Source organism: Mycolicibacterium phocaicum (genome assembly GCF_010731115.1).
Classification (GTDB): Bacteria; Actinomycetota; Actinomycetes; order Mycobacteriales; family Mycobacteriaceae; genus Mycobacterium; species Mycobacterium phocaicum.
On record NZ_AP022616.1, the window covers coordinates 4,150,454 to 4,170,501 of the forward strand.

Genomic DNA, 20,048 nt, shown 5'->3' on the forward strand with positions numbered 1-20,048 from the left:
GTGCGTTCGTTCTCTTCGAAGCTCAACATCGCTAGGAAGTACTCAACTTCTGGAGGAAAGCATGGCCGTCACCTCGGTTAGCGGTAATTCAGCGAACGGTATGACCGTCTCGGTGGCAAACCCGACTACCACACCGCAGATTACCGTTGGGACCAGCGTCAGCGGGATGCTGAAGGGCAACGGCACCGCGATCACTGCAGGGGTGTCAAGGACCGACTATCTGGCGCCTGGACAGGCACGCGCCCAATTCACCCCCGAATCGTTCGGGGCGGTGGGCAACGGCACCACAGATGATTCCACCGCGCTGAACAACTGCTTCGCCGCCGCCGGCGGTGCTGACGTCTACCTCAACCCGGCCAAAACGTACATGCACCAATCGGTACTTACCGTCGGGCAGAACGATACACGCATCCTCGGGGGTGGCACACTACTTGCCACTGCCGAAGCCACCTCGGCGGTCCATGTCACCGGGAACTACTGCTCCATCGAGGGCGTTACCGTGTCGTTTTCACAAGCAGGGGCCACCCGCCAAAGCGTCAACCAAGCGCAAAAGCTATGGGTTGAGGGCAGCAACTTCACCGCTACCAATGTCTACATAAATGGGTCGGCGGCGGCCGGGGTGTTTATGTACGGCGCCGCCTACTTTGTACTCACCAATGTGTACGTATATGGCACCCTGGCCGACGGTATCCACTGCACCCACGGCTCACATGATGGCCGAATTATCGGTTGCACCAGCGACACCACAGGAGATGACAGTTTCGCCGTCGTGTCCTACGCCAGCGACGGAACTCCCGTCAAAAACATCGTCAACATCGGCAGCTACTCCTACACAAGTGCCGCCCGTGGTTTCTCCGTGGTCGGTGGCAGCAACATCCGTTACTACGGCGGCTATGTGGTCAACTCAGCGGACGCGGGGATCTACATCGCTGCTGAATCTAGCTTCAACACTCTCGGTGTGAGTCGCGCTGTTGTAGACGGCTTCGATATCGCCGGCGCCAATACTGCAGCGGCCACCAGCCCGCAGGCGGGTGTTCTGATCACTAACCAGCAGCCATCTGGCACGGTGATAACCGATGTCACCGTCAGGAACATCACCTTGACCAATACAAACACGGGCGCCGCATCGCAATTCGCCATCTACGCGAATTCCGGGGCTAACAACGTCCTCGACGTCGTCATTGACACTGTTCAGATTGTCGGCACAGGGCCGTCGCAGATCTTGGGAATCAGTAACATCGCGCGGTCAATCTACCAAGTACCGCAGAGCTTCCTGACGAAGCGACTCTATGTCACGAGTGCTGCAACTGCCGACCCTGGTATTGACCAGGTGCTTCTGCTGGGCGGCGGTGCGGTCCTGACCCTGCCGCCAGCTGCGGGTAACTATCGTCGTTACTCGGTACGCAACGTCTACAGTACTTCGCTATCGATTAGCCCCACTGGCAGTGATCAAATCGACGGCGCTGGCTCCTACACGATCGCAGCTGGCGCCAATACTGATTTCGTCAGCGACCAATCGTCTAACTGGTACACGTATCCGTAAGTCTGAAGCTATCGGGGCACTTCACGCTGTGCACCGAGCGCGGCGTGATTCAGGAACTGCGGAGTCGTCCACCGATGGAGCAGTAATCGGGCGCACCCTTAGCGAATAGTATCTCCGATCAAGCGCAGCGAACTCAGCTGGCCTAAGCGGGAACAACTGTGCAAACCGAAAGGCGATACCAGACAACGAATTTGGCACGCCCCGAATTCCCCAGAACGACTGACGGGTCGACCTCGGTCCGCTTGCTCTATTTAGCGTTTGGAGCGTGCTGTCGGGCGTATTCCTGTGTGCGGATGCCGCCGTAGTCGTGCAGCGATGCGCTAGCCGAGATTGTGGCGGTCATGTCGGCCATCTCGGTGGCCCATTCACGGACGAGAACGGGCCGAACGTGCCGGTGGTGCACGATGCTGCTGCCGCCGCACCGCTTGACCGCGAACCAACGGGCTTCGCGCTCGGTGCGCTCGCGGCTCGCACTGTTGGGATTGGCTGGCCGGGTCGCCCTGTATTCACGGGTTTCGGGGAACGTCTTGTCCGGACGGCTGGGCGGCCGATGGCTGTCGAAGATCATCCAGTGCCGGATCGCGTCGGCCCGGTCGTCCTCGAGGTCGGGGACGGCTCGACCAAGGCGGCGGCACGCCTCGGTCAAGAACACACGTTGCTCGGCGGTGTCGCCGTGGGCGAGCTGGCGCCAGGTCGGGTGTGCAGTCAGTTCGGCGAGGCTGACCGCTTCGGGATACACGGCGGCGAACAGCAGCGAGGTGGAGTAGGTGATGGGCTCCGTTCCCGGCGGGATCAGCCACCGCGCCCGTTGTTCCCACCGGCGAACGGCCTCGGTGGCGCGGTCACGTTGTGGCCAGCGGGTCCAGAAGTGACCGCAGATCAGGAAACCGGTCAGTACCGCATCGAACACCGCCGCCGAACCGTAGCGGGCCAGCATTCGGTTATGCCGGTGCTGGGCGGCCACGATTTGGTCGCCGACCCGATCATGTAGCGGTGTCGGCTGTTGCCCGGCGTCCGGTGGGCCGATCCAGTAGCGGTGCCGGGTGCAGACGTAATGGTGGTGCGGCAACAGTCGCAGCACCGGCCCGCCGTCGTGGCGGGCGTCACAGCGGCCGCAGCCTGGCTGGGACTGGTGGCGCCACGCTGCCCAGTCCGGTGCCGGGTCGCGCAGTTCGGGCAGCGCCAGCCCGAGATGCTCGACCTGGCGGCCGGTGACGAACGCGAGCCGCTCGGCCAGCACCACCCGGCCCCGTGCGCGGCCGGTCTGGTGTGCGGTATTGGTGGTGGCGACGTGTTCCCACAGTTCGCGCGCTGGGAGGCCGTGCAGTACGGCCAGGCGGGTCAGGTAAGACTGGACGATCTCGTGGCGGGCCGGTCCGGCGGGGATCGGCAGGCGGGCCAGCACGATCAGCCGATCGCCCGGCGTGAACGATCCCCGGCAGCACCACGTTCGGCGGCGTGATCGACCGGGACGATATCGAGCAGCGGGCGGGTGATCCGTTCGCTGCCGTCCTCGATGGCCAGGACCGCTGCGCCGCGGACCAGGTGGGACAGGCTGCCGATCATGCCGCCGCTGCGCCGGTAGAGGTATTCGTCCAGCGTGACCAGGGATCCGGTCTTGTGCCGGTGCAGCCGCAGGGTGGATTCCATCGTGGCGACCAGTGCCCGCCACTGCTCACGCTGCTCGCCGGTGCCGTAGGCGAACGCGCTGGCCCCGATCATGGTGAAGCGGCCGGCGATCTGCCGGCCCCGGACCCCGGCGAACAGCCCGGCCGCTTCGACGTCGATGCCGGCGTAGATGAACGTTGCTGGTAGCCGCTCGGCGAAATACTTCAACTGGTCGGACACTTCGGCACCGGGGCGGGTGGACAGGTTCAGGTTGTGCACCTCATCGACGAGCACCAGCTCAACACCGGTACGGGCCGCGGTGTGGCAGACCGCGTCGACGATGTCGGTGATGTTGGCCCGGCTGGTGAACGACAGGCCGAGGAAGCGGGCGAACTCCATTGCAAGCATCCGCGCGGTCGAGGCGGGCGGGACGGTCACATAAAGAACCGGGAGTCGATTCGCGTCGTGCGGGAATCGGCGGCGGATATGCAGTTCGTGGGTGCGGCCCAACTGTGTGAGCGCGGTGGTCTTGCCGGTGCCTGACTCCCCGGACACGATCAGGCCCCGCCGGGCGGAGATCTGGTTGCGGTTCAGCTGCACCAGCAGTCGCGCGGTGGAGATGACCTTTTGGATCGTCGGGGTGTTCGCCAGAGGCAGGTCGCCGTGGTAGGCCTGCCGCGCCTCCGTGACCGCCTCGCGCTCGGCGTCGGTGAGTAACTCCAGCGTGGCCGGGTTATGCCCATCGGGCGCGACAGGTTGGCGGTTCACGAACCGCCGCCACCCTTCCTTGGTGGTCAGCGGCTCATCGGCCCCAACCTCGGCCCCGCCGTCACTGTCGTTGCAGGTCACCATTTGTCGGCCTCGGCGGCGGCGTCGAACACCCCGAACGGGATCACCGTCGCCAATGGCTCGCCGGTTGACTCGGGCTCGGGCTCGGGATGGTCGGACGGCGCGATCAGCGAATTGGTCACGCTGGTCAGGCGGGTGCGGGCGGCGACCCGGTCGGTGCGCTTGTCGACCGGTCCGGCGGCTGCGCGGGTCAACAGGTCATCCAGCACGCGGGCGACCTGCGTTTCGTTGCTGTCGTCACCGCCGCGCTGCGCGGTCAGGACGCGGGCGTGCCGCCAGGTGAACTCGGCGAACGGCGCGGTCACCATCGGCAGATGCGTCCACGGGACGGTCAGCCACCCGTCGCCGGTGCGCACGAACACCCGGGTCGCGTCATACGGGTCGTAGTGGACCTCCCAGAGCCCGCGGCGGGCGGTCACGCCGGAGTGCTGCAACCGTAGTGGCCCGAGTTCGGGAATGTCGTAGGTGCGGTAGTTGATGGTGATGCCGTAGGCGTTGATCTGCCGCCAGGTCACCGGCAGCAACTCCAAATAGTCTTCTCCGGTCAGGGTCAGTGGCAGATATCCGGCCGCGGCGACCAGCGCGGCGTACATCTCGTTCGGGCTGAGCATGCGGCGCGGTGCCAGTGGGTCGCGTAGCGCGTCGTGCGGGCGGGTCTGCCAGCCGGCCAGCAGCCACTCATCGAGCAGGTCCTGCAACTCGGTCAGCGTCCACGCCCCGGACACGTCGGCTCCGCGCCGGGTCGGGTTCGGACCGGTGTAGGAGGCGACGTGTTGGCAGAACAGCGTGTTGATCGACCCAAACGTGGCCTCCACGATCGCCTTGTCCGTCGGGGTGCGGGGCCGGGCCTGCTGCACGGAAATCCCTAACCGCTCACATGCTCTGGTGAACGTTTCGGACACGAACACTTTTCCGCCGTCGATGGTGATCGTGTCCGGCACGATCACCGGCTTGGCTGCCGCCAGCTCCATCCGCGCGTCGATGTCCAGCAGCCGTGCGTGCGGCAACACCGATGCCGACATCCGCAACGCGTGATTCCAGCCGGGGCGCATCGGTTCGGGCACCAGCATCCGCGCCAGCAGCAACGCGGCGTCCACCGCTTTCGTTCCGACCGGCCGCAGCACCGCCGCGCAGATCGTGCGGGTGGCCACGTCCACCACGATTGTCAAGTCCGCGCGTGCCGGTGTGCCGTCATCGAGCAGGACCAGCACGTCGATCGGGGTCGAATCGATCTGCACCTGCTCACCGGGCCGCGCGGCGAAGGACGGGGTGAACATCCCAGCCGGACGGTTCGCCGTCTGCCGCCGTGTGACCGCCGACCCGAAACTGTGCCGACCGGTAGCCAAGGCGTCGATCAGCCGGTAAAACGCGGAGCGACCCGGCAGCGGCACCACCCCCGGCCCGTGCTCAGCCTCCAGTTGTTGAACGACCCGGCGCATCAGCCGCGTGCGCGTGCCGGTCGAGGTGTTCGTCTCGGCCTCCAGCGCCGCCCGTACCGCCGCGACCACCCGCGCATCAGCGCGTCCAGTGATCGCTGCCTCACGCGCACCGCGTTGATCAACCAAACCCCACAAACCCTGCTGTGCATAGCGGGCACGGCGCGAGTGCATCGTGCGCACGCTCACCCCCAGCTCTGCCGCTTTACGCTCAGCCCGCTGGCTCACCGTGCTCACCGCCGGGTCGAACCCATCCCGAGGCACCGATCCCGGCTCCGCTCCCGGCGCCAGCCCTGTGTCGACCTCGACTACATGCCGCTCCCACTCCCGCGCCGCGTCGACGACGCCAGTCGGCAGGCCGTCCAGCAGCCCGAACGGCTCCACCCCGACCCGCTCAACGTGACCCAGCAGCTCGAAGTCCGGACAGGACAACAGATGCGATACCAGCACGACCTGCTCGACACCGTCGTCCGACCGCAGCCGCACCGACGTGCCAACCAGCCCCAGCACCTGGTGCTCGCCGCCGTCGAACACCACCCGGTCGCCCGGGCGCAGCACCGCCGGCCGCGTCACGCGCTCACCACCGGTGTCGCCTCACCCAGCGGAACCGACAAGTCCGCGGTCAACCTTTGCCGCCAGAGCAGATGAAACAACACCGGCAGCACCGCAATCGGATCCCCCACCGCCTGCGCGCCGGCCAGCAGCGGCATCGGCGCAGCGAACGCCCCCAGCAGCGATGCGGCCACCGCCGGGACGTCGTGGCGCTCGTGGCGGTAGCTCGACAGCCATCGCAGATTGCCTTGCAGCACCGGGTCCAAACCTGTTGGCCGTCGTTGAAGATGACGATGTCGGCGTCATCGGTGTTGATGACGATGCACTGATGAGAACGCCCCGCTCGACTGTGGCGAGCGGGGCGTTTGTGATCTCGGTGACGGGATCCTCGTCGCGGTGACGTGGTCGTCGCCGTGGTGAAGCGGATCGGGTTCAGTCGGTTGCTGTTTCGCTGATGGCGATGCGGGCGGCTTTCTCCCCGACGATGGAGTGCCCGGCGGCGAACGCGGCCGTGAGCGCGTGCAGGGCGAGATTGTTGACCGCACGCGGATGTCCACGGGAGGCGTTGTGGATCAGGGTCATCGCGTCGTCGGCGAACAGCGCATCGGAGCGGCCGGCGATCTTGGTGTGATGCCCGATGTAGTCGGCGGTGTCGGCCGCTGTCATGCCGGGCAGGGTGTAGCGCACGGCGATGCGCTGATCCAACGCGGCCAGAACACCCAGACGCAGTCGGTGCCGCAGGGTGGGTTGCCCGACCAGGACCACGGCGAACGGTGAACCACTGTCCATGTCGTGGTTGGTCAGCAGCCGGATCGCTTCGAGTTGATGGTTGTCGAGCAGGTGGGCTTCATCGACGACTAACACGGGGTTGCGGCCACGTTCAGCGTGCTCGGCGGCCAAGGCGTCTGCGGCTTGGGGAGCCAGCCGGGCGGTGTGAAACGCCGGGGTGTGCCCGAGGGTGGCCACGATGTGGGTGAGCATGCCGCGCACCCCGATGGTGGGGTTGGCGAGGTAGATGATTACGTGCCGCGCCGGATCCAAGGTGGCTGCCGCGCGGATCGCGACGGTTTTGCCAGCGCCGACTTCGCCGGTGATGACGCCGATGGCGCATTGGTCCACACACCAGCCGATGCGGGCGATCGCTTCGCTGTGGCCGGGGTGGCGGTGCAGCATCGACGGCGCCAGATCCCGCCCGAACGGCATCCGTGTGAAGCCCCAATGTGATTGCAACCGTTGAATACTCACGCCGACACCCCGTCCTCGAACTCGTCCTCGGTGGGAGCGAGGTCGGTGATCGAGAGCTGAGCGGCGACCTGGTCGCCGTCGGAGTCGGTTCCGTAGAGGGCGTGATAGCCGATACGTTCATCCTCACGCAGCTGCTCGTGATGGGCGGCAGCGGTCAACGCCAGGTAATCGATCCCCGTCGTTGCCGGCGGGTCTCGACGGTCTCGGGTCGGGCTTTCGGGTGGGCATGGCGGCTGATGGTGTGCGGTGTCGCGGCACCGAAACTCTGGTCGCGGTGGCGGACCTCGACGGTCTGCAGGTCGAACGGGGAGAACACCAGCTCCACGCGGCGCCCGGCCAGGGCGGGGTCGACCTGGTAGGTGTTGGAATGCAGGGAGACGGTGGCGGTCTTGGTCACCACCCGAAATTCCGACCACAAGAACGCCTCGGTCAGATCCGCCGCCGTCGGCAACTCCGGAGTGTGACCAAGGCGGTCCCAGCCGGTGTCCCAGCGCTCCAGTGGGGATTGCCCGGTCTCGGTATGGGTGCGGCGGTGGTATTCGGTCTCGACCCAGGCCATGAACAGCCGGTTGAGCTCCAACAGCGCACCGGTGTGGTCGACCCCGGCGGCGGCGAGGTCCTCGGTGGTGGTGTCGGTGACCTCAACGAGGAACTGCCCACGCACGGTGCGGAAGAACCGTTCAATCTTGCCCCGTCCTGCGGGCGCCCGGGCGCCGAATGTACCAGTCGGATACCGAGTTTCGCGCACGCCCGCAGCAGCCAGGCATCGACGAACGCCGAACCATTGTCGACATAAATCGAGGCTGGCACGCCGCGGGCGGCCAGCGCGGGTTTGAGCGCGGCCGCCAGACGCACGGTGTCCTCGGCGAACCCGAACCGGTGACCGACCACCAACCGAGAATGGTCGTCGAGGAAGGCGAACAGGTAGGTCTTGCGGTCACCGACCCGCGGACCGTGCAGAGCGTCGCCGACCCACAGTTCGTTGGGGTCGGCGGCTTCGAACCGGCCGAACACCTCCCTGGCGCCACCGGCGGCGGGCCCATCAGCTCGCAGCGATGGAAATGGCGCAGCAGGGTCGATTCCGAGGGCGCCCAGCCGGTGGCGGTGCGCAGGATGCGGGCCACCTGGGCGGTGGTGCGTGACGGATTCTCCCGCTTCAACGAGGCGGCCAGCTCCAGCACCCCGACGTCGGTGCGGGTGGCCAGCCGGCGCGGCTCGGGCACCAGGGCTTCGAACCCGCCGGCCCGGTAACGCCGGATCCAGCGGTCCAGGGTCGGTCGTGCGATCTGCACCCGGGTGCCGAACGGGTCGACATGGGTGCGCTGCGCGATCTCGCGGACCAGTCGGCCACGCTGTTTGGTCGACAACCCGGCCTCCAGGGCGGGGCAGATCAGCTGATACCGGAACAAGCCGATCGCCTGGACCCGCTCGCGACGCTTGTGTTCTTCCAACGACACCGTTTCTCCTCACACATTCGATGGCCCGACCCGAAACCATTTGTCGGGCAGGTGCCTTCGCGAGGATCACCGATTCCCACGTGGCGCATCAGGGGCAACTGGTGTTGCGAACGGCGTCTGCCGCGTCGTCGGCCAGCCCGGTGCTAGCAGTTGGCCGCCGCTGACCGCGACCATCACCTGTACCGGCGTCACCGCGCCCACCAACCCGGCCGGCCCGAACCGCTGCCCGATCGCCACCGCCGCGGCATCGACCGCGGCCACCACCTCACCCCAGCCGCAGCCTTGATCGTCACGTCGATCCCGATGAGCACCGCCATCTGAATGAACCACGCCCGGATCGCCTCCAGTCGGCCGCCGGCCCGGCGCAGCCAGCCCGCACCGTGGTCGCCGGCACGTTGAGTCGAGCAGCGATCCGGCGATGCCCAACCCCCTGTGCGCGAGCAGCCAATGCCATCCAAATCTGTTCGGCTGCATACGCTCTGCGCAGCATCACCGTGACCGGCAACAACACGTGCGTCACCAGACACGATCGGCATCGCGCCCGCCGTGGCCGAACCGCACCGGCCAGACCCACCACGCGGCGACTGCGGGCGAATCCCCAACCACCCAGCACGCCCTGTGAGCACGCCGGGCATCTGATCAGCCCGCCGCCAACCGGGACTCGACGCAGACCAGATCAGCCTCTACCGTCACCATCGGTGCCTCCGTGCACTACAGCGCGGCACCCTGCGAGCCCGCCAAGACTTCAGCGGGGTGCCGCGCGACCCATCAGTTCCTCATCACACTGATGGTGCACACGACCAAGATCAAGCCGGCGGGCCACGCCACCGATCACATCGGCAAGATCAATGACGAATGGCCACCCCGTGATAGCCATCCAGAGAGACGGTCAACACCAAACCTGCGACCAGCCGATACTCCCAACCCAGCCTCTCGCACACCCGCTCTGTGACGGCGAACTTCACCAGGTCCCGCGCACGGCGCCGCTCCACCGGGCGGCAGTCGATCACCAACACGCAGCCGTCGCTACAGCGGGCGAACAAGTCCGGCGCGTGCGACACCGGCTTGCCGTGCGCATCGGTCCAGTGAAGCCAGAACGGCTGCGCCGCAATGCCGACCACCCGCGAATCGAAATCCAACAGCATCACGTGATCGCGCTCCAACCACGACTCGAACCCGACATGGCCACCGGTCGTCGCGCACCACCACCGGCCACTCAAATGCCGCTGCCCCTTACGCGGTCTGTACCGCCGCACCGGCAGCCCCTCCTCGAACGGCGCACCCGCAGCCGCATCGAGAGCGGAACGCTGCCACTCACCGTCGGCGGTCACCCACTCGAACTCCACGCACCCGGTCTCGATCACCATCGTGGCCGCCCCGGCCAGGATCGCCGTCACGGCCAACATGCTTCCCCATTATCGGACTACTGCACCGTAGCGACTCGCACCCAACTGCAACCTCTACCCGGACACTGCAGCACCCACTGCAACCTTCATCGGGGCACTGCAACCTTCGCCCGGACGCGACAGTTGACGTCGATCAAGCGACGCTCGGCAGCGGACGAGGTGCACGACCAGCTGCTCAAGCAGCTCGTCGCGGGCGCCCAGCCGCCAGGCTCGCGCCTGCCGAGTGAGCGCAAGCTGGCCGAGGTACTGGGCGTATCGCGGCCCGTGGTGCGTGAGGCGATCCAGCGGCTGGTCGCGTCCGGGCATCTCGATGTCCGGCAGGGTGACGGCGCCGTCGTCAACGACATCACCCGCACAGGCGGCCTTGATCTACTGCCCTACCTGCTGGTGGAGGCGCCCGACGGGGCGATGGTGAACCCGTCGGTGGTGCGCAGCGTCCTGGAGGTGCGGGAGTACCTCGGCCCGTGGATCGCCGAACGGGCGGCGGCGCGGTCGGGACGCGGTCTCGCCGAACCACTGGCGCGGGCCCTCGCCGACATCGAGCGCGCGCAGAGCGGGCCGACGCAACAGCTGGCCGCCCTTGATTTCTGGAATTGCCTTGTCACCGGGGCGAATTCGATCGCGATGACGCTGATCTTCAACGGGATGCGCCGGGTGTACGAACCGATGCTCGCGGTCGTCGCCGACGCCGTGGCCGCCGCCGAACCCGCGGCCGGGTACCGCAAGCTCGCCGAGGCGGTGACGTCGGGCTCCGCGCTGAAAGCGCGCCGAGCCGCGTCGACCGTGCTCGGCGGCGCCACGACGGTGCTCACCGAATTTCTCGACCAGATGGAGGCGCAGTGACGATCACCGGTACCCGGGGCGTGACCCTCGGCCAGGCGGCCCGCGAGTTCTGGCGTCATCCGACGCCGTGGATGATCCTGACGCTCGTGGTCGGGGCGGTCGCAGCGCGGATCGCCGTCGGCGGCCTGGCGCTACGCGACCTGTGGGCGCCCCTGGTACTCGCGCTGCTGTTCCCGTTCGTGGAGTGGGTGATTCACGTCTTCATCCTGCACTGGCGACCACGGAAACTCGGCCGCGTCACAGTGGACACCCTCGTCGCCCGCGACCATCGACGACACCACGCGAATCCCCGCGAGATCGACCTGGTGTTCATCCCGACCCCGACACTGCCGTGGCTCATCGCGGCGATCGTGGCACTGCCGCTTGGCATCGGCGCCCTGGTGGGTGCGCCGGTTTCGGCCACGCTGTCGTTCGTCGTTGTCGAATCGCTGATCCTGATGGGCTATGAGTGGACGCACTACCTCGTCCACACCGACTACAAGCCGCGCCACCGCTTCTACAAGGCGGTGTGGCGCAATCATCGCCTGCACCATTTCAAGAACGAGCACTACTGGTTCTCGGTCACCACGTCAGGCACCTCCGACCGGGTGCTCGGCACCTACCCGGACCCCGCCACCGTCGAGACCAGTCCCACGGCGAAGAACCTGCACGGTTCCCTGAATTAGGGATGCGGGTCGGTAACAAGGATGGGGTCCTCATCGATTTTTGCGGATGACTGTGCGTCTACGCAGTTGGGTACTCGTACTTTTTCTACGGCAGTGCACAGTCAACGTCCACAAGACATTTGCTTGTCAAGTGCCCAGCACTTGGCGATCCGACGGTGCAACCAGAGCGCCTCTGCCCACGAATTTGCGATCTGACCGCACGCTCGCGCTACACCCCACCCGAACCGTTACCGACCCACGCTCCTAGCCGCCCTTACACGAGATGTCCACCCACGCAACGGTCATCTTCGTCCGGTCGATGATGGCGCCCGCGGAATCGACGTTGTCGTTGCGCAGCCCCTCGATGCCGAGGACCTTGCATCCGGAAAGGGGATACACGGCGGCGCCATTGAGCAGCACGGTGAACCCTTGCGCCTGAAGCGCATTGATGGTGTCTTGTGCGTTGCCGAAGCCGCCGGGACCACCTACGGCCTCGGCCGGCCCGGCCACCGCTGTCGCCGCCGCGATGAGGGCACCCACGGCAGCGCCGACGGCCGCCCGGCTGATTTTGGGCATGCGAGTACTCCGATTGTGCTGCAGGAGAATTCAGGGCTGGACGAAGGGCTTCACGAAGGCGATCAGGTCGTCTTTGGGCGGCGGCACGTTGTACGTCTTGGTCTGCGTGTCGTCATCGAAAGACATGAACATCGGGCAGGTGGTGTCCGAATCGGACAACTCGGTGCTGCCGAGCTCTGTCCCGGTCGCGGCCGCCCGGACCGAGACGGCGTAGACGGTGGTCCGAAGGTCGACCTTGTTGGCGGTCGAGTGCCCGTTGTCCTGGTAGCCGGTGCATTCCTTGACGGATTGCTCGGTTTTGGTTTCCACGCAGACCACGGTGTCGATGGCGGCATAGGTGTTGCGGTCCGCATCGAATTGCACCGTCCAGTCGGACGGCAACGTGCTGGTGTCCTCGACAAGGTCGTGGCCCAGCGGAGTGAAGAGAATCGTCTTGTGGGACTTGGTATCCGGGCGGTAGCTGGCGGCGCGTGATTGTGTTGCGCCCTGACACACGGCCATGAAGTCCGCGCTCGTCAGCTTCGCGGGCGCAGGCGGGGTGGTGGGATCGAGGGTGGACGTCGGCTTAGCGGAGTCGACACCGGAGCAGGCGCCGAGAAATGCGGTTCCCGCGACCACGATGGTGACGACGCACGCGCGATTGAGTTGGGGCACTGCGGTTCTCTTTCCCCTCGAGACGAGTTGCCATGGGCTGGCTGCCACTGACAGATAGGCAGCCGGGTTACAGCCCAGGGCAACTCGTCTTCAGGTGGGGAACGCGACCGCGCTCAGTGCAGCGTCAGCCAGGCCAAACTGCCCAGTCCGGCCACCACGCAGTAGATCGCGAATGGTGTCAGCGTGCGGGTCTCGAAGTACTTCACCAGGAATCGCACCGACAGGTACGCCGCGACGAACGCGGCCGCACTGCCGGCCAGCACCTGTCCGCCGATACCGTCGCCGGCGGGTCCGAACAGCTCCGGAATCTTCAACGCCCCTGCGGCCAGGATCACCGGCGTCGCCAACAGGAACGAGAACCGTGCGGCGTCCTCATGCGACAAACCGCGCAGCACGCCGGCGACCATGGTGGCGCCGGATCGGCTGATACCGGGCAGCAGCGCCAGAATCTGGGCCGCACCGATGCCCATGGCCTCCGGGATCGGGAGCCGGGCCAACCGCTCGTCGGAGTTGTTGAGGCCTTCCGAATGCACGGCGGCGGGCACGGCCGACGCGGTTCGATGCCGAAGCCGTTCGCCCGCAAAGAGAACGACGCCGTTGATCGCCAGGAACGCCGCGGCCGGGATCGGCTTGCCCAGCGTTGTGCGCAGTGCGTGGTCCAGCGCCAGCCCGGCGATGCCGACGGGGATGGTCGCCAGGATCAGCAGCCATGCCAGTCGCTCGGCGGACGTGGTGATCTTCCGGTTCTTGATCGACGACACCAGACCACCGGCGACTGCCACCCAGTCCCGCCAGAAGAACACCAGCAGTGCCACGGCCGTCGCGACGTGCACGGCGACCAGGAACGCGAGGTACGGCGACTTCTCGGCCGTCATGCTCAGATCCTGGGCCCACTGGCCGCCGGCGAGGGCCGGTACCAGGATCGAGTGGCCCAGGCTCGAGACCGGGAACAGCTCGGTGACACCCTGGAACGCACCGACCACAATCGCTTCGATGTAGTTGAGGCTCAAGGTGATCGGTTCCTACTCGCCCTTGAATTCCGGCGTGCGCTTCTCGAACATCGCGGTGATGCCTTCGCTCAGGTCCTTCGACGCGATGAACGCCGAGTTCCACGCCGCCACGTACCGCAGGCTGGCCGAAACCCGTTCCGTGCGTTGCTCATCCAGCACATCCTTGACACCGCGCACCGTCAGCGGCGGGTTGGCGGCGATTTCGCGGGCGGTCTCGTGCGCGGCAGCCAGCGACGCGTCGGCGTCGGCGTAGACGTCGTTCACCAGACCGATCTTCTCGGCGCGGGCAGCGTCGAAGTCCTTGCCCGTCAACGCCAATTCGCGCAGATGTCCGTCGTTGAGGATCAGCGGCAACCGGGCCAGCGAGCCCACATCGGCGACGATGGCGAGCTTGACCTCACGCACCGAGAACTTGGCGTCGGCGCTCGCGTAGCGGATGTCCACCGCCGAGATCAGATCGACGCCGCCGCCGATGCACCAGCCCTGGATGGAGGCGATGGTGGGGGTCCGGCAGTCGGCGACGGCGGTGATGGCCTGTTGCATGGCCCGCAGCGCGGTGTGGAAGTCGGCGCGCTCCTTGGCCAGCCCGCCCGCCAGTAGCGGGGCGAGCAGGCCGCCCATGGCGGGCAGGTCCAGTCCGTAGCTGAAGTTCTTGCCCGACCCGGTGAGCACGATGGCCCGCACGTCGGGGTCGGCGTCCAGGGCGGCGAAGGCCACCGGCAGTTCGGCCCAGAAGGCCGGGCCCATGGCGTTGCCCTTGCCGGGGCCGAGCAGTGTCACCTGCGCGACGTGATCTTTGGTCTCAATGGAGAGCGATTCGAAGCTTCCCGAGGTTTCACCCATGATCGGCAGGCTAGCCGGTCAACCTGGGCGTAGCGTCTCGCCCATGACGATTCCGTCCGATGTGATCGAGGCCGGCGAGGCCAGTCTGGACGTGCTCGAGCGGGTGTTGGCCGGTCTCGGGCCTGACGATGCGACACGGCAGACACCGTGCACCGAGTTCGATGTGGCGGCCCTCACCGACCACTTGATGAACTCGATCACCGTCATCGGCGGGATCGCCGGCGCGCAGCTGCCCGAGCGGGACGCCAGCGCCCCGATCATCGACCAGGTGAGCGCTGCGGCGCGGCCCGCACTGGCGGCGTGGCGCAGCAGGGGGCTGGAGGGCACCGTCGCGGCGGGGCCGGGTGAGATGCCCGCCGCCATGATCGCCGGCATCCTGCCGCTCGAATTCCTGGTCCATGCCTGGGACTACGCCACCGCCGTCGGCCGCGAAGTGGACGCCCCGGACGACCTGGCCGAGTACGTGCTGGGGTTGACCCGAGCGGCGATCAGCCCCGCGGCGCGCGCGGCCGTCGGGTTCGACGATCCCGTCGAGGTACCGGCCGACGCGAGTGCACTGGATCAGCTGATCGGCTTCACCGGCCGCCGCGCCACCTGATCGCGAAGTCGAGGAACAGGTCGTTCTCGTGCGGCACCGTGACGGTGACGCGCACGCCCTCGCCGCCGTAGGGCCGCACCAGCAGCTTGTTGTCGGCGGCGGCGTCGACGAAGTCGGCGGTGTCTTCCGGGCTCAGGGGCAGCCAGACGAAGTTGGCCTGTGAATCGGGCAGCTCGAAGCCGGCGTCGCGCAGGGCGGCGCTGACCCGGGCCCGCTCGGCCACCACCGCGTCGGTACGCGCCAGCAGTTCGTCGGCGGCGTCCAGGCAGGCGATGGCCGCGGCCTGGCTGACGCTGGTCGCCGTGAACGGCACGTACACCTTGCCCAGGGCCGTGACGATGTCCTCGTGGGCGACGGCGTAGCCGATGCGCAGTCCGGCCAGCCCGTACGCCTTGGAGAAGGTGCGGAGGACGACGACATTCGGGTGCTTGCGCACCAGCGCCAGGCTGTCCGGCAGCAGGCCGTCGCGGATGTACTCCACGTAGGCCTCGTCGAGAACGACGAGAATGTGCGGCGGGACCTTGGCGACGAACTCGGCCAGTTTCACCGGGTCGACGACTGTCGAGGTGGGGTTGTTGGGGTTGCAGACGAAGATCAGTCGCGTGCGGTCGGTGATCGCGGCCAGCATGGCGTCCAGATCATGCGTGTGATCCGCCAGCGGGACGGGCACCGGCGTCGCCCCGGCGGTGCGGACCTGCAGGGGGTAGATCTCGAAGCTGCGCCACGCGAACAGCACCTCATCGCCGACCGAGGCGGTGATCTGGATGAGCTGCTGGCACAGGCTCACCGACCCGCAGCCGACCGAAATCTGGTTGGCCGCGAACCCGACATGGGCCGCCAGCCGTTCCCGCAGCGCGGCGTAGCCGTTGTCCGGGTAGCGGTTGATGTTGTCCATCGCTTTGACGATGGCGTCCCGGACGCTGGGCAGCGGTCCGTCGACCGTCTCGTTGCTGGCGATCTTGATGGCGCCGGGCACCGTACGGCCGGGGGTGTAGGCAGGCAGGGCGTCCATTTCGGGGCGCAGACGGGCGGTCACCCGGGACAGTCTAGGTGTCCGGCGAATGTGGCCCTGGCGTCGCGCTTTGCCATTGACGGCCTTGACTGTGTACCGTATGCCCTCGGCGGTTCCGGGGTGCAAGAGTCCGGTACCCTCGGATCGTTCAGGAGGCGTGCCAGAGCGGCCGAATGGGACTCACTGCTAATGAGTTGTCCCCCTTACAGGGGACCGGAGGTTCAAATCCTCTCGCCTCCGCCACATAACTGAATAGTTGTACCCGAGCGCCCGTAGCTCAACGGATAGAGCATCTGACTACGGATCAGAAGGTTAGGGGTTCGAATCCCTTCGGGCGCACAACATCTACAGGCCAGAAGCTTTTGCTTCTGGCCTGTAGTCATTTCTGGGGTCGATACGCGTCCCCTCAACGCGTTCCGAGGGCGCCGTTGATCGTCCGCATGACCGCCAGTTCGAGTTCCGCGCGGGACGCCGGCCGACCGATGGTGGTGTGCGTGAAGAACATTCCGACGATGAGATGAAGGATGGCCTGCGCGTCACCATCCGGATCCGGCGATGACACGTAACCGAACCGGCAGCCGTGCACAATGGCGTCCCGCAGCGGCTTCAGCAGTTTGTCGGGCGGCATGCGCCGCGTCGAGGCAAGGTCCGCCTGCCCGTTGGTGCAGAGCCAGTCGATGATCGCGGCCGCGGACGCCTGGATGCGTTCCCTCGGGCACTGCTGAGACATGCGCGGCTACCGACGCGGCAGAAGTACGGCTTTGACGACGTCGCCGCGTTGCGTCGCCGCGATGGCGTCGTTGATCTCGTCGAGCCCGAACGTGGTGATCAAGCGGTCGACGGGTAGCGCACCGCTGCGGTACAGGTCGATGAGCGCCGGGATGAAGCGGCGCGGCACCGCCTGGCCTTCGACGACACCGCAGAGCGTCTGGCCCTTGCCGACGAGCTTCGCGAGGTCGACCTGGATCGGCGTACTCAGTCCCTGCAAGCCGACGACGGCACACACGCCAGGGGAGGCCAGGCTGGCGATGGCGGCACGCGCAACCTCGGGCTTGCCGATGCAGTCGATGGCGTAGTCGACTCCGGGTCGTATGGCGCTGCTGACAAAGGCGGGATCGACGGCGTCGGTGGCGCCCAACGCCACCGCGAGTTCGCGCCGTTGCGGTTTCGGGTCCACAGCGATGATCCGTTCGCAGCCCGCCACTTTCGCGGCCATGATGGCCGAAAGTCCCACCGAGCCCGCGGCGAAAATCGCGATCGACGACCCCGGCTCGGGGCGTAGCGCGTTGAGTACCGTGCCCGCGCCGGTCTGCACGCCGCAGCCCAGGGGGGCGAGCACCTCGAACGGGATGTCCTTCGGAACGGGCACCACGGTGTGGGCGACGGCGAGAGCGTATGTGGCGAAAGAGGATTGGCCGCAGAAGCGGGCGTGCACCGGGGTGGCACCGATCCGCATGCCGCCGCTCCCGTCGAGCCGGGCGCCGGTGAGGTTGAGCATGTTGGACCGCGAGCAGTAGGCCATCCGGTCGCGCTTGCAGTTGGTGCATTCCCCGCACCACGCGTAGCTGAGCACGACGTGATCGCCGGGCTGGAGGTCCGTCACGTCGGCCCCGACGGCTTCGACGACGCCGGCACCTTCATGGCCGAGAACCATCGGAAGTTGTTGGGGCTGAGCCATTCCGGCGATCACAAGGTCGCTGTGGCAGATGCCGACGGCCTCGATGCGCACGAGAACCTCGTTGGCGCGGGGACTTTCGAGCTCGACCTGGGTGACCTCGAAGGGTTGGCCCGGTGCGCGCAGGACTGCCGCATCGGCGGTGCGGGGCGGTTCACACGAGACGAACTCGGGATCGCGCGGCCGCTCCGAGGTGTCCATCCGCCTCAGATAGAAATAGCCGGCGCGGCTCTGCCCTGGCGCTTCCATCGCCCCGATGAGGATGGTGTCGGAGATCTTCCGGAAGTGATCCGCCATCGGCAGGTCGTGGTAGGTCATGGTGGCGGTCGCGCTGCCGCGGTAGTCCTTCAGCCGAAGGCTCGCGCCGCCGAAGATCGGGTTCACGAAGCGGCGGCCCGCGTCGTCGAAGCAGACGATCGGTGCGACGTCATCGGCGGCGCCGAACGACTTGCCGGCCCATTTGATCGCCTCCAGCTGCGCTTCGGCGGGGTGGCCCAGACCGAACACGCCGCCCGCCCATTCGCCGAGCACGTCGTCGACGCGGACGGGGGCCGCGTCGGCGTACAGCGCGTCGAGCTGGTCGAGGGTCGGGGCGGGGCCGCCCTTGATCAGGTCCTGGAATCTGTCGGTGAGGTTCATCGGCGCCCTTTCTTGACGTGCTGGGGGTTGTGGCCGGATCGGGCCGAAGTAGGAACAATAGTGTTCCTGGAACAGGGTTGTGTCAAGATTGGGTTATGTCGACCGTCACGCGGCCCTTCCGAGGTGTGAACGCCGATCAGCGCGTGCTGGACCGCCGGAATCGCCTGATCGCGGCGGGGCTGGACGAAGTGGCGGAGGTTGGCGTCGCCGGGTTGCGGATGAACACCGTCTGCCGGCGGGCGCGGCTCAGCCAGCGGTACTTCTACGAGCATTTCGCGAACCGTGACGAGCTGCTCGCCGCCCTGTTCGACGACGTGATGCGGGACGTTTTCACGCAGACGGTGGCGGCCGTCGATGCCTGCGGGCCCGGCATCGTCGAGCGGGCGAGCGCCGCGCTGGCCGTGTTCTACGACGTCATCATCAGCGATGTGCCCAGGGCTCGGTTGTACGCCGAATCCGCGGGCGTCGCGGCCGTCGCGGCGCGGAAGCGGGTGGCGACCGACCAGTACGTCGCGTTCGTGACCGAACAGGTGGCCGCCGTCGTCGGCCCCATGGACGACCGGACGACCGGTCGTCTGGCCATGGCGACGCGGGTGCTCGTCGGCGGCCAGGTGGACGCCGCCGTCGCGCTCGCCGCCGGCGACGTCGTCATTTCCCGCGCGGACTACATCGCGCTGTGCGCGCGCATGCTCAGCGACGCCATCGCGGCCGCGGCCGGCTGACTCAGCGCGCCCGCTTCGTGGGGGCGTAGGACTCCAGGTAGGCCGTACTCATCCGCCGCACCTCGTCGATGACGGCCTCGTCGCCCGTCGGCGACTGCCGGAACGCGACGTCGAGGAGTCGGTTGCCGGCTTCGAAGGTCAGCAGCACCACCAGGACCGGCGTATCCGGATGCAGCAGCTCGCGTTCGATGAGGTACCGCCAGAACTGCTCGGCCCAGGTTTCGTCGGCGGCGCGTGCCGACTCTCCGACGACCGTCGTGCGCTCGACGAACCACAGCGCGATCAGGCTGCGGTGCTCACGGAAGTAGTCGACCATGGTGTCGATCAGCACGTTGATGGCGCCGCGTAGCGTGCGGGCGCGGCTGCGCTCGAGCGCAGCCGTCAGGATGCCGTCGATCGCGGCGATATGCCGTTGCACCAGTTCGGCTTCGAGCTGATGGCGGTCGGCGAAGTAGTGGTAGACCGACGCGGTCGGGATGCCGGCCAGTTCGCCGACGGCCTTGAGTGTGGCGGCCGCGTAGCCCTGCTCGCTCAGCAGCGTTTCGGCCGCGTCGAGAAGCGCCTGAGTCCGTTCGACGCCGCGGCGTTGGACTGCCGCGGGACGGGACCGGCCGGCGCTTGAAGGCGGAGTACTGGGCATCGTTCGAGAGCTTAGCCACTTTCATTGACGCGCTCCGGAGTGCTACCTAAACTCGAATACGAATCGAAATCGGTTTTGACTTTGGAAGTGAGGGAC

At 67.0% G+C, this 20,048-nt stretch carries 20 protein-coding genes, 2 tRNA genes and 1 pseudogene; 8 read left to right on the forward strand and 15 right to left on the reverse strand.

The annotated features are described in order from the left end of the window. Positions 1-61: 61 nt before the first annotated feature. Positions 62-1,543: a right-handed parallel beta-helix repeat-containing protein gene (locus tag G6N46_RS19850; protein ID WP_163692903.1), complete on the forward strand. Its 1,482-nt coding sequence runs from the start codon at positions 62-64 to the stop codon at positions 1,541-1,543. Between the two features lie 247 nt (positions 1,544-1,790). Here G6N46_RS19850 and G6N46_RS19855 read toward each other — a convergent pair whose 3' ends face one another. The 6 genes and pseudogenes from G6N46_RS19855 to G6N46_RS19880 form a co-directional block, all read right to left on the reverse strand. Next, positions 1,791-2,948 (reverse strand): TniQ family protein, encoded by a 1,158-nt coding sequence (locus tag G6N46_RS19855; protein WP_197746729.1) that lies wholly within the window; start codon positions 2,946-2,948, stop codon positions 1,791-1,793. A 2-nt stretch (positions 2,949-2,950) separates the two neighbouring features. Next, positions 2,951-4,003, reverse strand: coding sequence for a TniB family NTP-binding protein (locus G6N46_RS19860; RefSeq protein ID WP_138251081.1), 1,053 nt, complete (start codon positions 4,001-4,003; stop codon positions 2,951-2,953). Beyond that, on the reverse strand, positions 3,997-6,009 hold the full coding sequence (locus G6N46_RS19865; protein WP_138251080.1) for a TnsB C-terminal domain-containing protein: 2,013 nt from the start codon (positions 6,007-6,009) through the stop codon (positions 3,997-3,999). The genes G6N46_RS19860 and G6N46_RS19865 overlap by 7 nt, the downstream gene beginning before the upstream one ends. Continuing rightward, positions 6,006-6,254: a hypothetical protein gene (locus tag G6N46_RS19870; RefSeq protein WP_220098078.1), complete on the reverse strand. Its 249-nt coding sequence runs from the start codon at positions 6,252-6,254 to the stop codon at positions 6,006-6,008. Before G6N46_RS19870 ends, G6N46_RS19865 begins: the two co-directional genes overlap by 4 nt. Before the next feature lie 166 nt (positions 6,255-6,420). Further along, on the reverse strand, positions 6,421-7,191 hold the full coding sequence (locus G6N46_RS19875) for an ExeA family protein (RefSeq protein ID WP_235688667.1): 771 nt from the start codon (positions 7,189-7,191) through the stop codon (positions 6,421-6,423). A gap of 38 nt (positions 7,192-7,229) precedes the next feature. Then, positions 7,230-8,690 (reverse strand): annotated as a pseudogene (locus tag G6N46_RS19880) (DDE-type integrase/transposase/recombinase). Positions 8,691-8,840: 150 nt separating this feature from the next. Between G6N46_RS19880 and G6N46_RS29100 the strand changes: the two are divergent. Further along, positions 8,841-9,011, forward strand: coding sequence for a hypothetical protein (locus tag G6N46_RS29100; protein ID WP_174814071.1), 171 nt, complete (start codon positions 8,841-8,843; stop codon positions 9,009-9,011). A gap of 524 nt (positions 9,012-9,535) precedes the next feature. Here the strand turns inward: G6N46_RS29100 and G6N46_RS19890 are convergent. After that, positions 9,536-10,096 carry a TnsA-like heteromeric transposase endonuclease subunit gene (locus G6N46_RS19890; protein ID WP_138251075.1) on the reverse strand — a complete coding sequence of 187 codons (561 nt, stop codon included), beginning with the start codon at positions 10,094-10,096 and terminating at the stop codon, positions 9,536-9,538. A 123-nt stretch (positions 10,097-10,219) separates the two neighbouring features. On the opposite strand from G6N46_RS19890, the gene G6N46_RS19895 reads away from it, so the two are divergent. Both G6N46_RS19895 and G6N46_RS19900 read left to right on the forward strand, forming a co-directional pair. Further along, positions 10,220-10,939, forward strand: a complete 720-nt coding sequence (locus G6N46_RS19895) for a FadR/GntR family transcriptional regulator (protein WP_197746731.1) — start codon at positions 10,220-10,222, stop codon at positions 10,937-10,939. Further along, the gene (locus G6N46_RS19900) at positions 10,936-11,604 is read left to right on the forward strand and encodes a sterol desaturase family protein (protein WP_138251073.1); all 669 of its coding nucleotides are present in this window, start codon (positions 10,936-10,938) and stop codon (positions 11,602-11,604) included. The genes G6N46_RS19895 and G6N46_RS19900 overlap by 4 nt, the downstream gene beginning before the upstream one ends. 243 nt (positions 11,605-11,847) lie before the next feature. Here G6N46_RS19900 and G6N46_RS19905 read toward each other — a convergent pair whose 3' ends face one another. From G6N46_RS19905 to G6N46_RS19920, 4 genes are all read right to left on the reverse strand, one after another. Next, complete coding sequence (locus tag G6N46_RS19905; protein ID WP_138251072.1) at positions 11,848-12,159, reverse strand: hypothetical protein; 312 nt, start codon at positions 12,157-12,159, stop codon at positions 11,848-11,850. Positions 12,160-12,189: 30 nt separating this feature from the next. Then, on the reverse strand, positions 12,190-12,813 hold the full coding sequence (locus G6N46_RS19910; protein ID WP_138251071.1) for a hypothetical protein: 624 nt from the start codon (positions 12,811-12,813) through the stop codon (positions 12,190-12,192). 113 nt (positions 12,814-12,926) lie between these two features. Next, positions 12,927-13,829, reverse strand: coding sequence for an undecaprenyl-diphosphate phosphatase (locus G6N46_RS19915; RefSeq protein ID WP_138251070.1), 903 nt, complete (start codon positions 13,827-13,829; stop codon positions 12,927-12,929). A gap of 6 nt (positions 13,830-13,835) precedes the next feature. After that, positions 13,836-14,666: a crotonase/enoyl-CoA hydratase family protein gene (locus tag G6N46_RS19920; RefSeq protein ID WP_138251069.1), complete on the reverse strand. Its 831-nt coding sequence runs from the start codon at positions 14,664-14,666 to the stop codon at positions 13,836-13,838. Between the two features lie 43 nt (positions 14,667-14,709). On the opposite strand from G6N46_RS19920, the gene G6N46_RS19925 reads away from it, so the two are divergent. Beyond that, positions 14,710-15,264 (forward strand): TIGR03086 family metal-binding protein, encoded by a 555-nt coding sequence (locus tag G6N46_RS19925; protein ID WP_061005027.1) that lies wholly within the window; start codon positions 14,710-14,712, stop codon positions 15,262-15,264. On the opposite strand, the gene G6N46_RS19930 is transcribed toward G6N46_RS19925, so the two are convergent. Next, positions 15,242-16,300 carry a pyridoxal phosphate-dependent aminotransferase gene (locus G6N46_RS19930; RefSeq protein WP_138251068.1) on the reverse strand — a complete coding sequence of 353 codons (1,059 nt, stop codon included), beginning with the start codon at positions 16,298-16,300 and terminating at the stop codon, positions 15,242-15,244. The two genes, G6N46_RS19925 and G6N46_RS19930, sit on opposite strands and share 23 nt — an antisense overlap. 127 nt (positions 16,301-16,427) lie before the next feature. On the opposite strand from G6N46_RS19930, the gene G6N46_RS19935 reads away from it, so the two are divergent. Together G6N46_RS19935 and G6N46_RS19940 are read left to right on the forward strand one after the other, a co-directional pair. Beyond that, positions 16,428-16,519, forward strand: a tRNA-Ser gene (locus G6N46_RS19935). A 23-nt stretch (positions 16,520-16,542) separates the two neighbouring features. Continuing rightward, positions 16,543-16,615 (forward strand) — tRNA-Arg (locus G6N46_RS19940). Between the two features lie 67 nt (positions 16,616-16,682). Here G6N46_RS19940 and G6N46_RS19945 read toward each other — a convergent pair. Next, positions 16,683-17,006 (reverse strand): hypothetical protein, encoded by a 324-nt coding sequence (locus G6N46_RS19945; protein ID WP_138251067.1) that lies wholly within the window; start codon positions 17,004-17,006, stop codon positions 16,683-16,685. A 6-nt stretch (positions 17,007-17,012) separates the two neighbouring features. Beyond that, a complete protein-coding gene (locus G6N46_RS19950) occupies positions 17,013-18,590 on the reverse strand; it encodes an alcohol dehydrogenase catalytic domain-containing protein (protein WP_138251066.1) in 1,578 nt (525 codons plus the stop codon). A 95-nt stretch (positions 18,591-18,685) separates the two neighbouring features. Here G6N46_RS19950 and G6N46_RS19955 point away from each other — a divergent pair, with 95 nt between their 5' ends. Continuing rightward, positions 18,686-19,312 (forward strand): TetR/AcrR family transcriptional regulator, encoded by a 627-nt coding sequence (locus G6N46_RS19955; RefSeq protein WP_138251065.1) that lies wholly within the window; start codon positions 18,686-18,688, stop codon positions 19,310-19,312. 1 nt (position 19,313) lies between these two features. Here G6N46_RS19955 and G6N46_RS19960 read toward each other — a convergent pair whose 3' ends face one another. Then, positions 19,314-19,952 (reverse strand): TetR/AcrR family transcriptional regulator, encoded by a 639-nt coding sequence (locus G6N46_RS19960; RefSeq protein WP_138251064.1) that lies wholly within the window; start codon positions 19,950-19,952, stop codon positions 19,314-19,316. Positions 19,953-20,048: the final 96 nt, after the last annotated feature.

Bases quoted from the DNA above. Each gene is read 5' to 3' on its own strand.
- G6N46_RS19920 (WP_138251069.1), bottom strand. From the start codon at position 14,666: ATGGGTGAAACCTCGGGAAGCTTCGAATCGCTCTCCATTGAGACCAAA.
- G6N46_RS19925 (WP_061005027.1), top strand. From the start codon at position 14,710: ATGACGATTCCGTCCGATGTGATCGAGGCCGGCGAGGCCAGTCTGGAC.
- G6N46_RS19875 (WP_235688667.1), bottom strand. From the start codon at position 7,191: ATGCCGTTCGGGCGGGATCTGGCGCCGTCGATGCTGCACCGCCACCCC.
- G6N46_RS19860 (WP_138251081.1), bottom strand. From the start codon at position 4,003: ATGGTGACCTGCAACGACAGTGACGGCGGGGCCGAGGTTGGGGCCGAT.
- G6N46_RS19960 (WP_138251064.1), bottom strand. From the start codon at position 19,952: ATGCCCAGTACTCCGCCTTCAAGCGCCGGCCGGTCCCGTCCCGCGGCA.
- G6N46_RS19955 (WP_138251065.1), top strand. From the start codon at position 18,686: ATGTCGACCGTCACGCGGCCCTTCCGAGGTGTGAACGCCGATCAGCGC.
- G6N46_RS19890 (WP_138251075.1), bottom strand. From the start codon at position 10,096: ATGTTGGCCGTGACGGCGATCCTGGCCGGGGCGGCCACGATGGTGATC.
- G6N46_RS19905 (WP_138251072.1), bottom strand. From the start codon at position 12,159: ATGCCCAAAATCAGCCGGGCGGCCGTCGGCGCTGCCGTGGGTGCCCTC.
- G6N46_RS19850 (WP_163692903.1), top strand. From the start codon at position 62: ATGGCCGTCACCTCGGTTAGCGGTAATTCAGCGAACGGTATGACCGTC.
- G6N46_RS19950 (WP_138251066.1), bottom strand. From the start codon at position 18,590: ATGAACCTCACCGACAGATTCCAGGACCTGATCAAGGGCGGCCCCGCC.
- G6N46_RS19945 (WP_138251067.1), bottom strand. From the start codon at position 17,006: ATGTCTCAGCAGTGCCCGAGGGAACGCATCCAGGCGTCCGCGGCCGCG.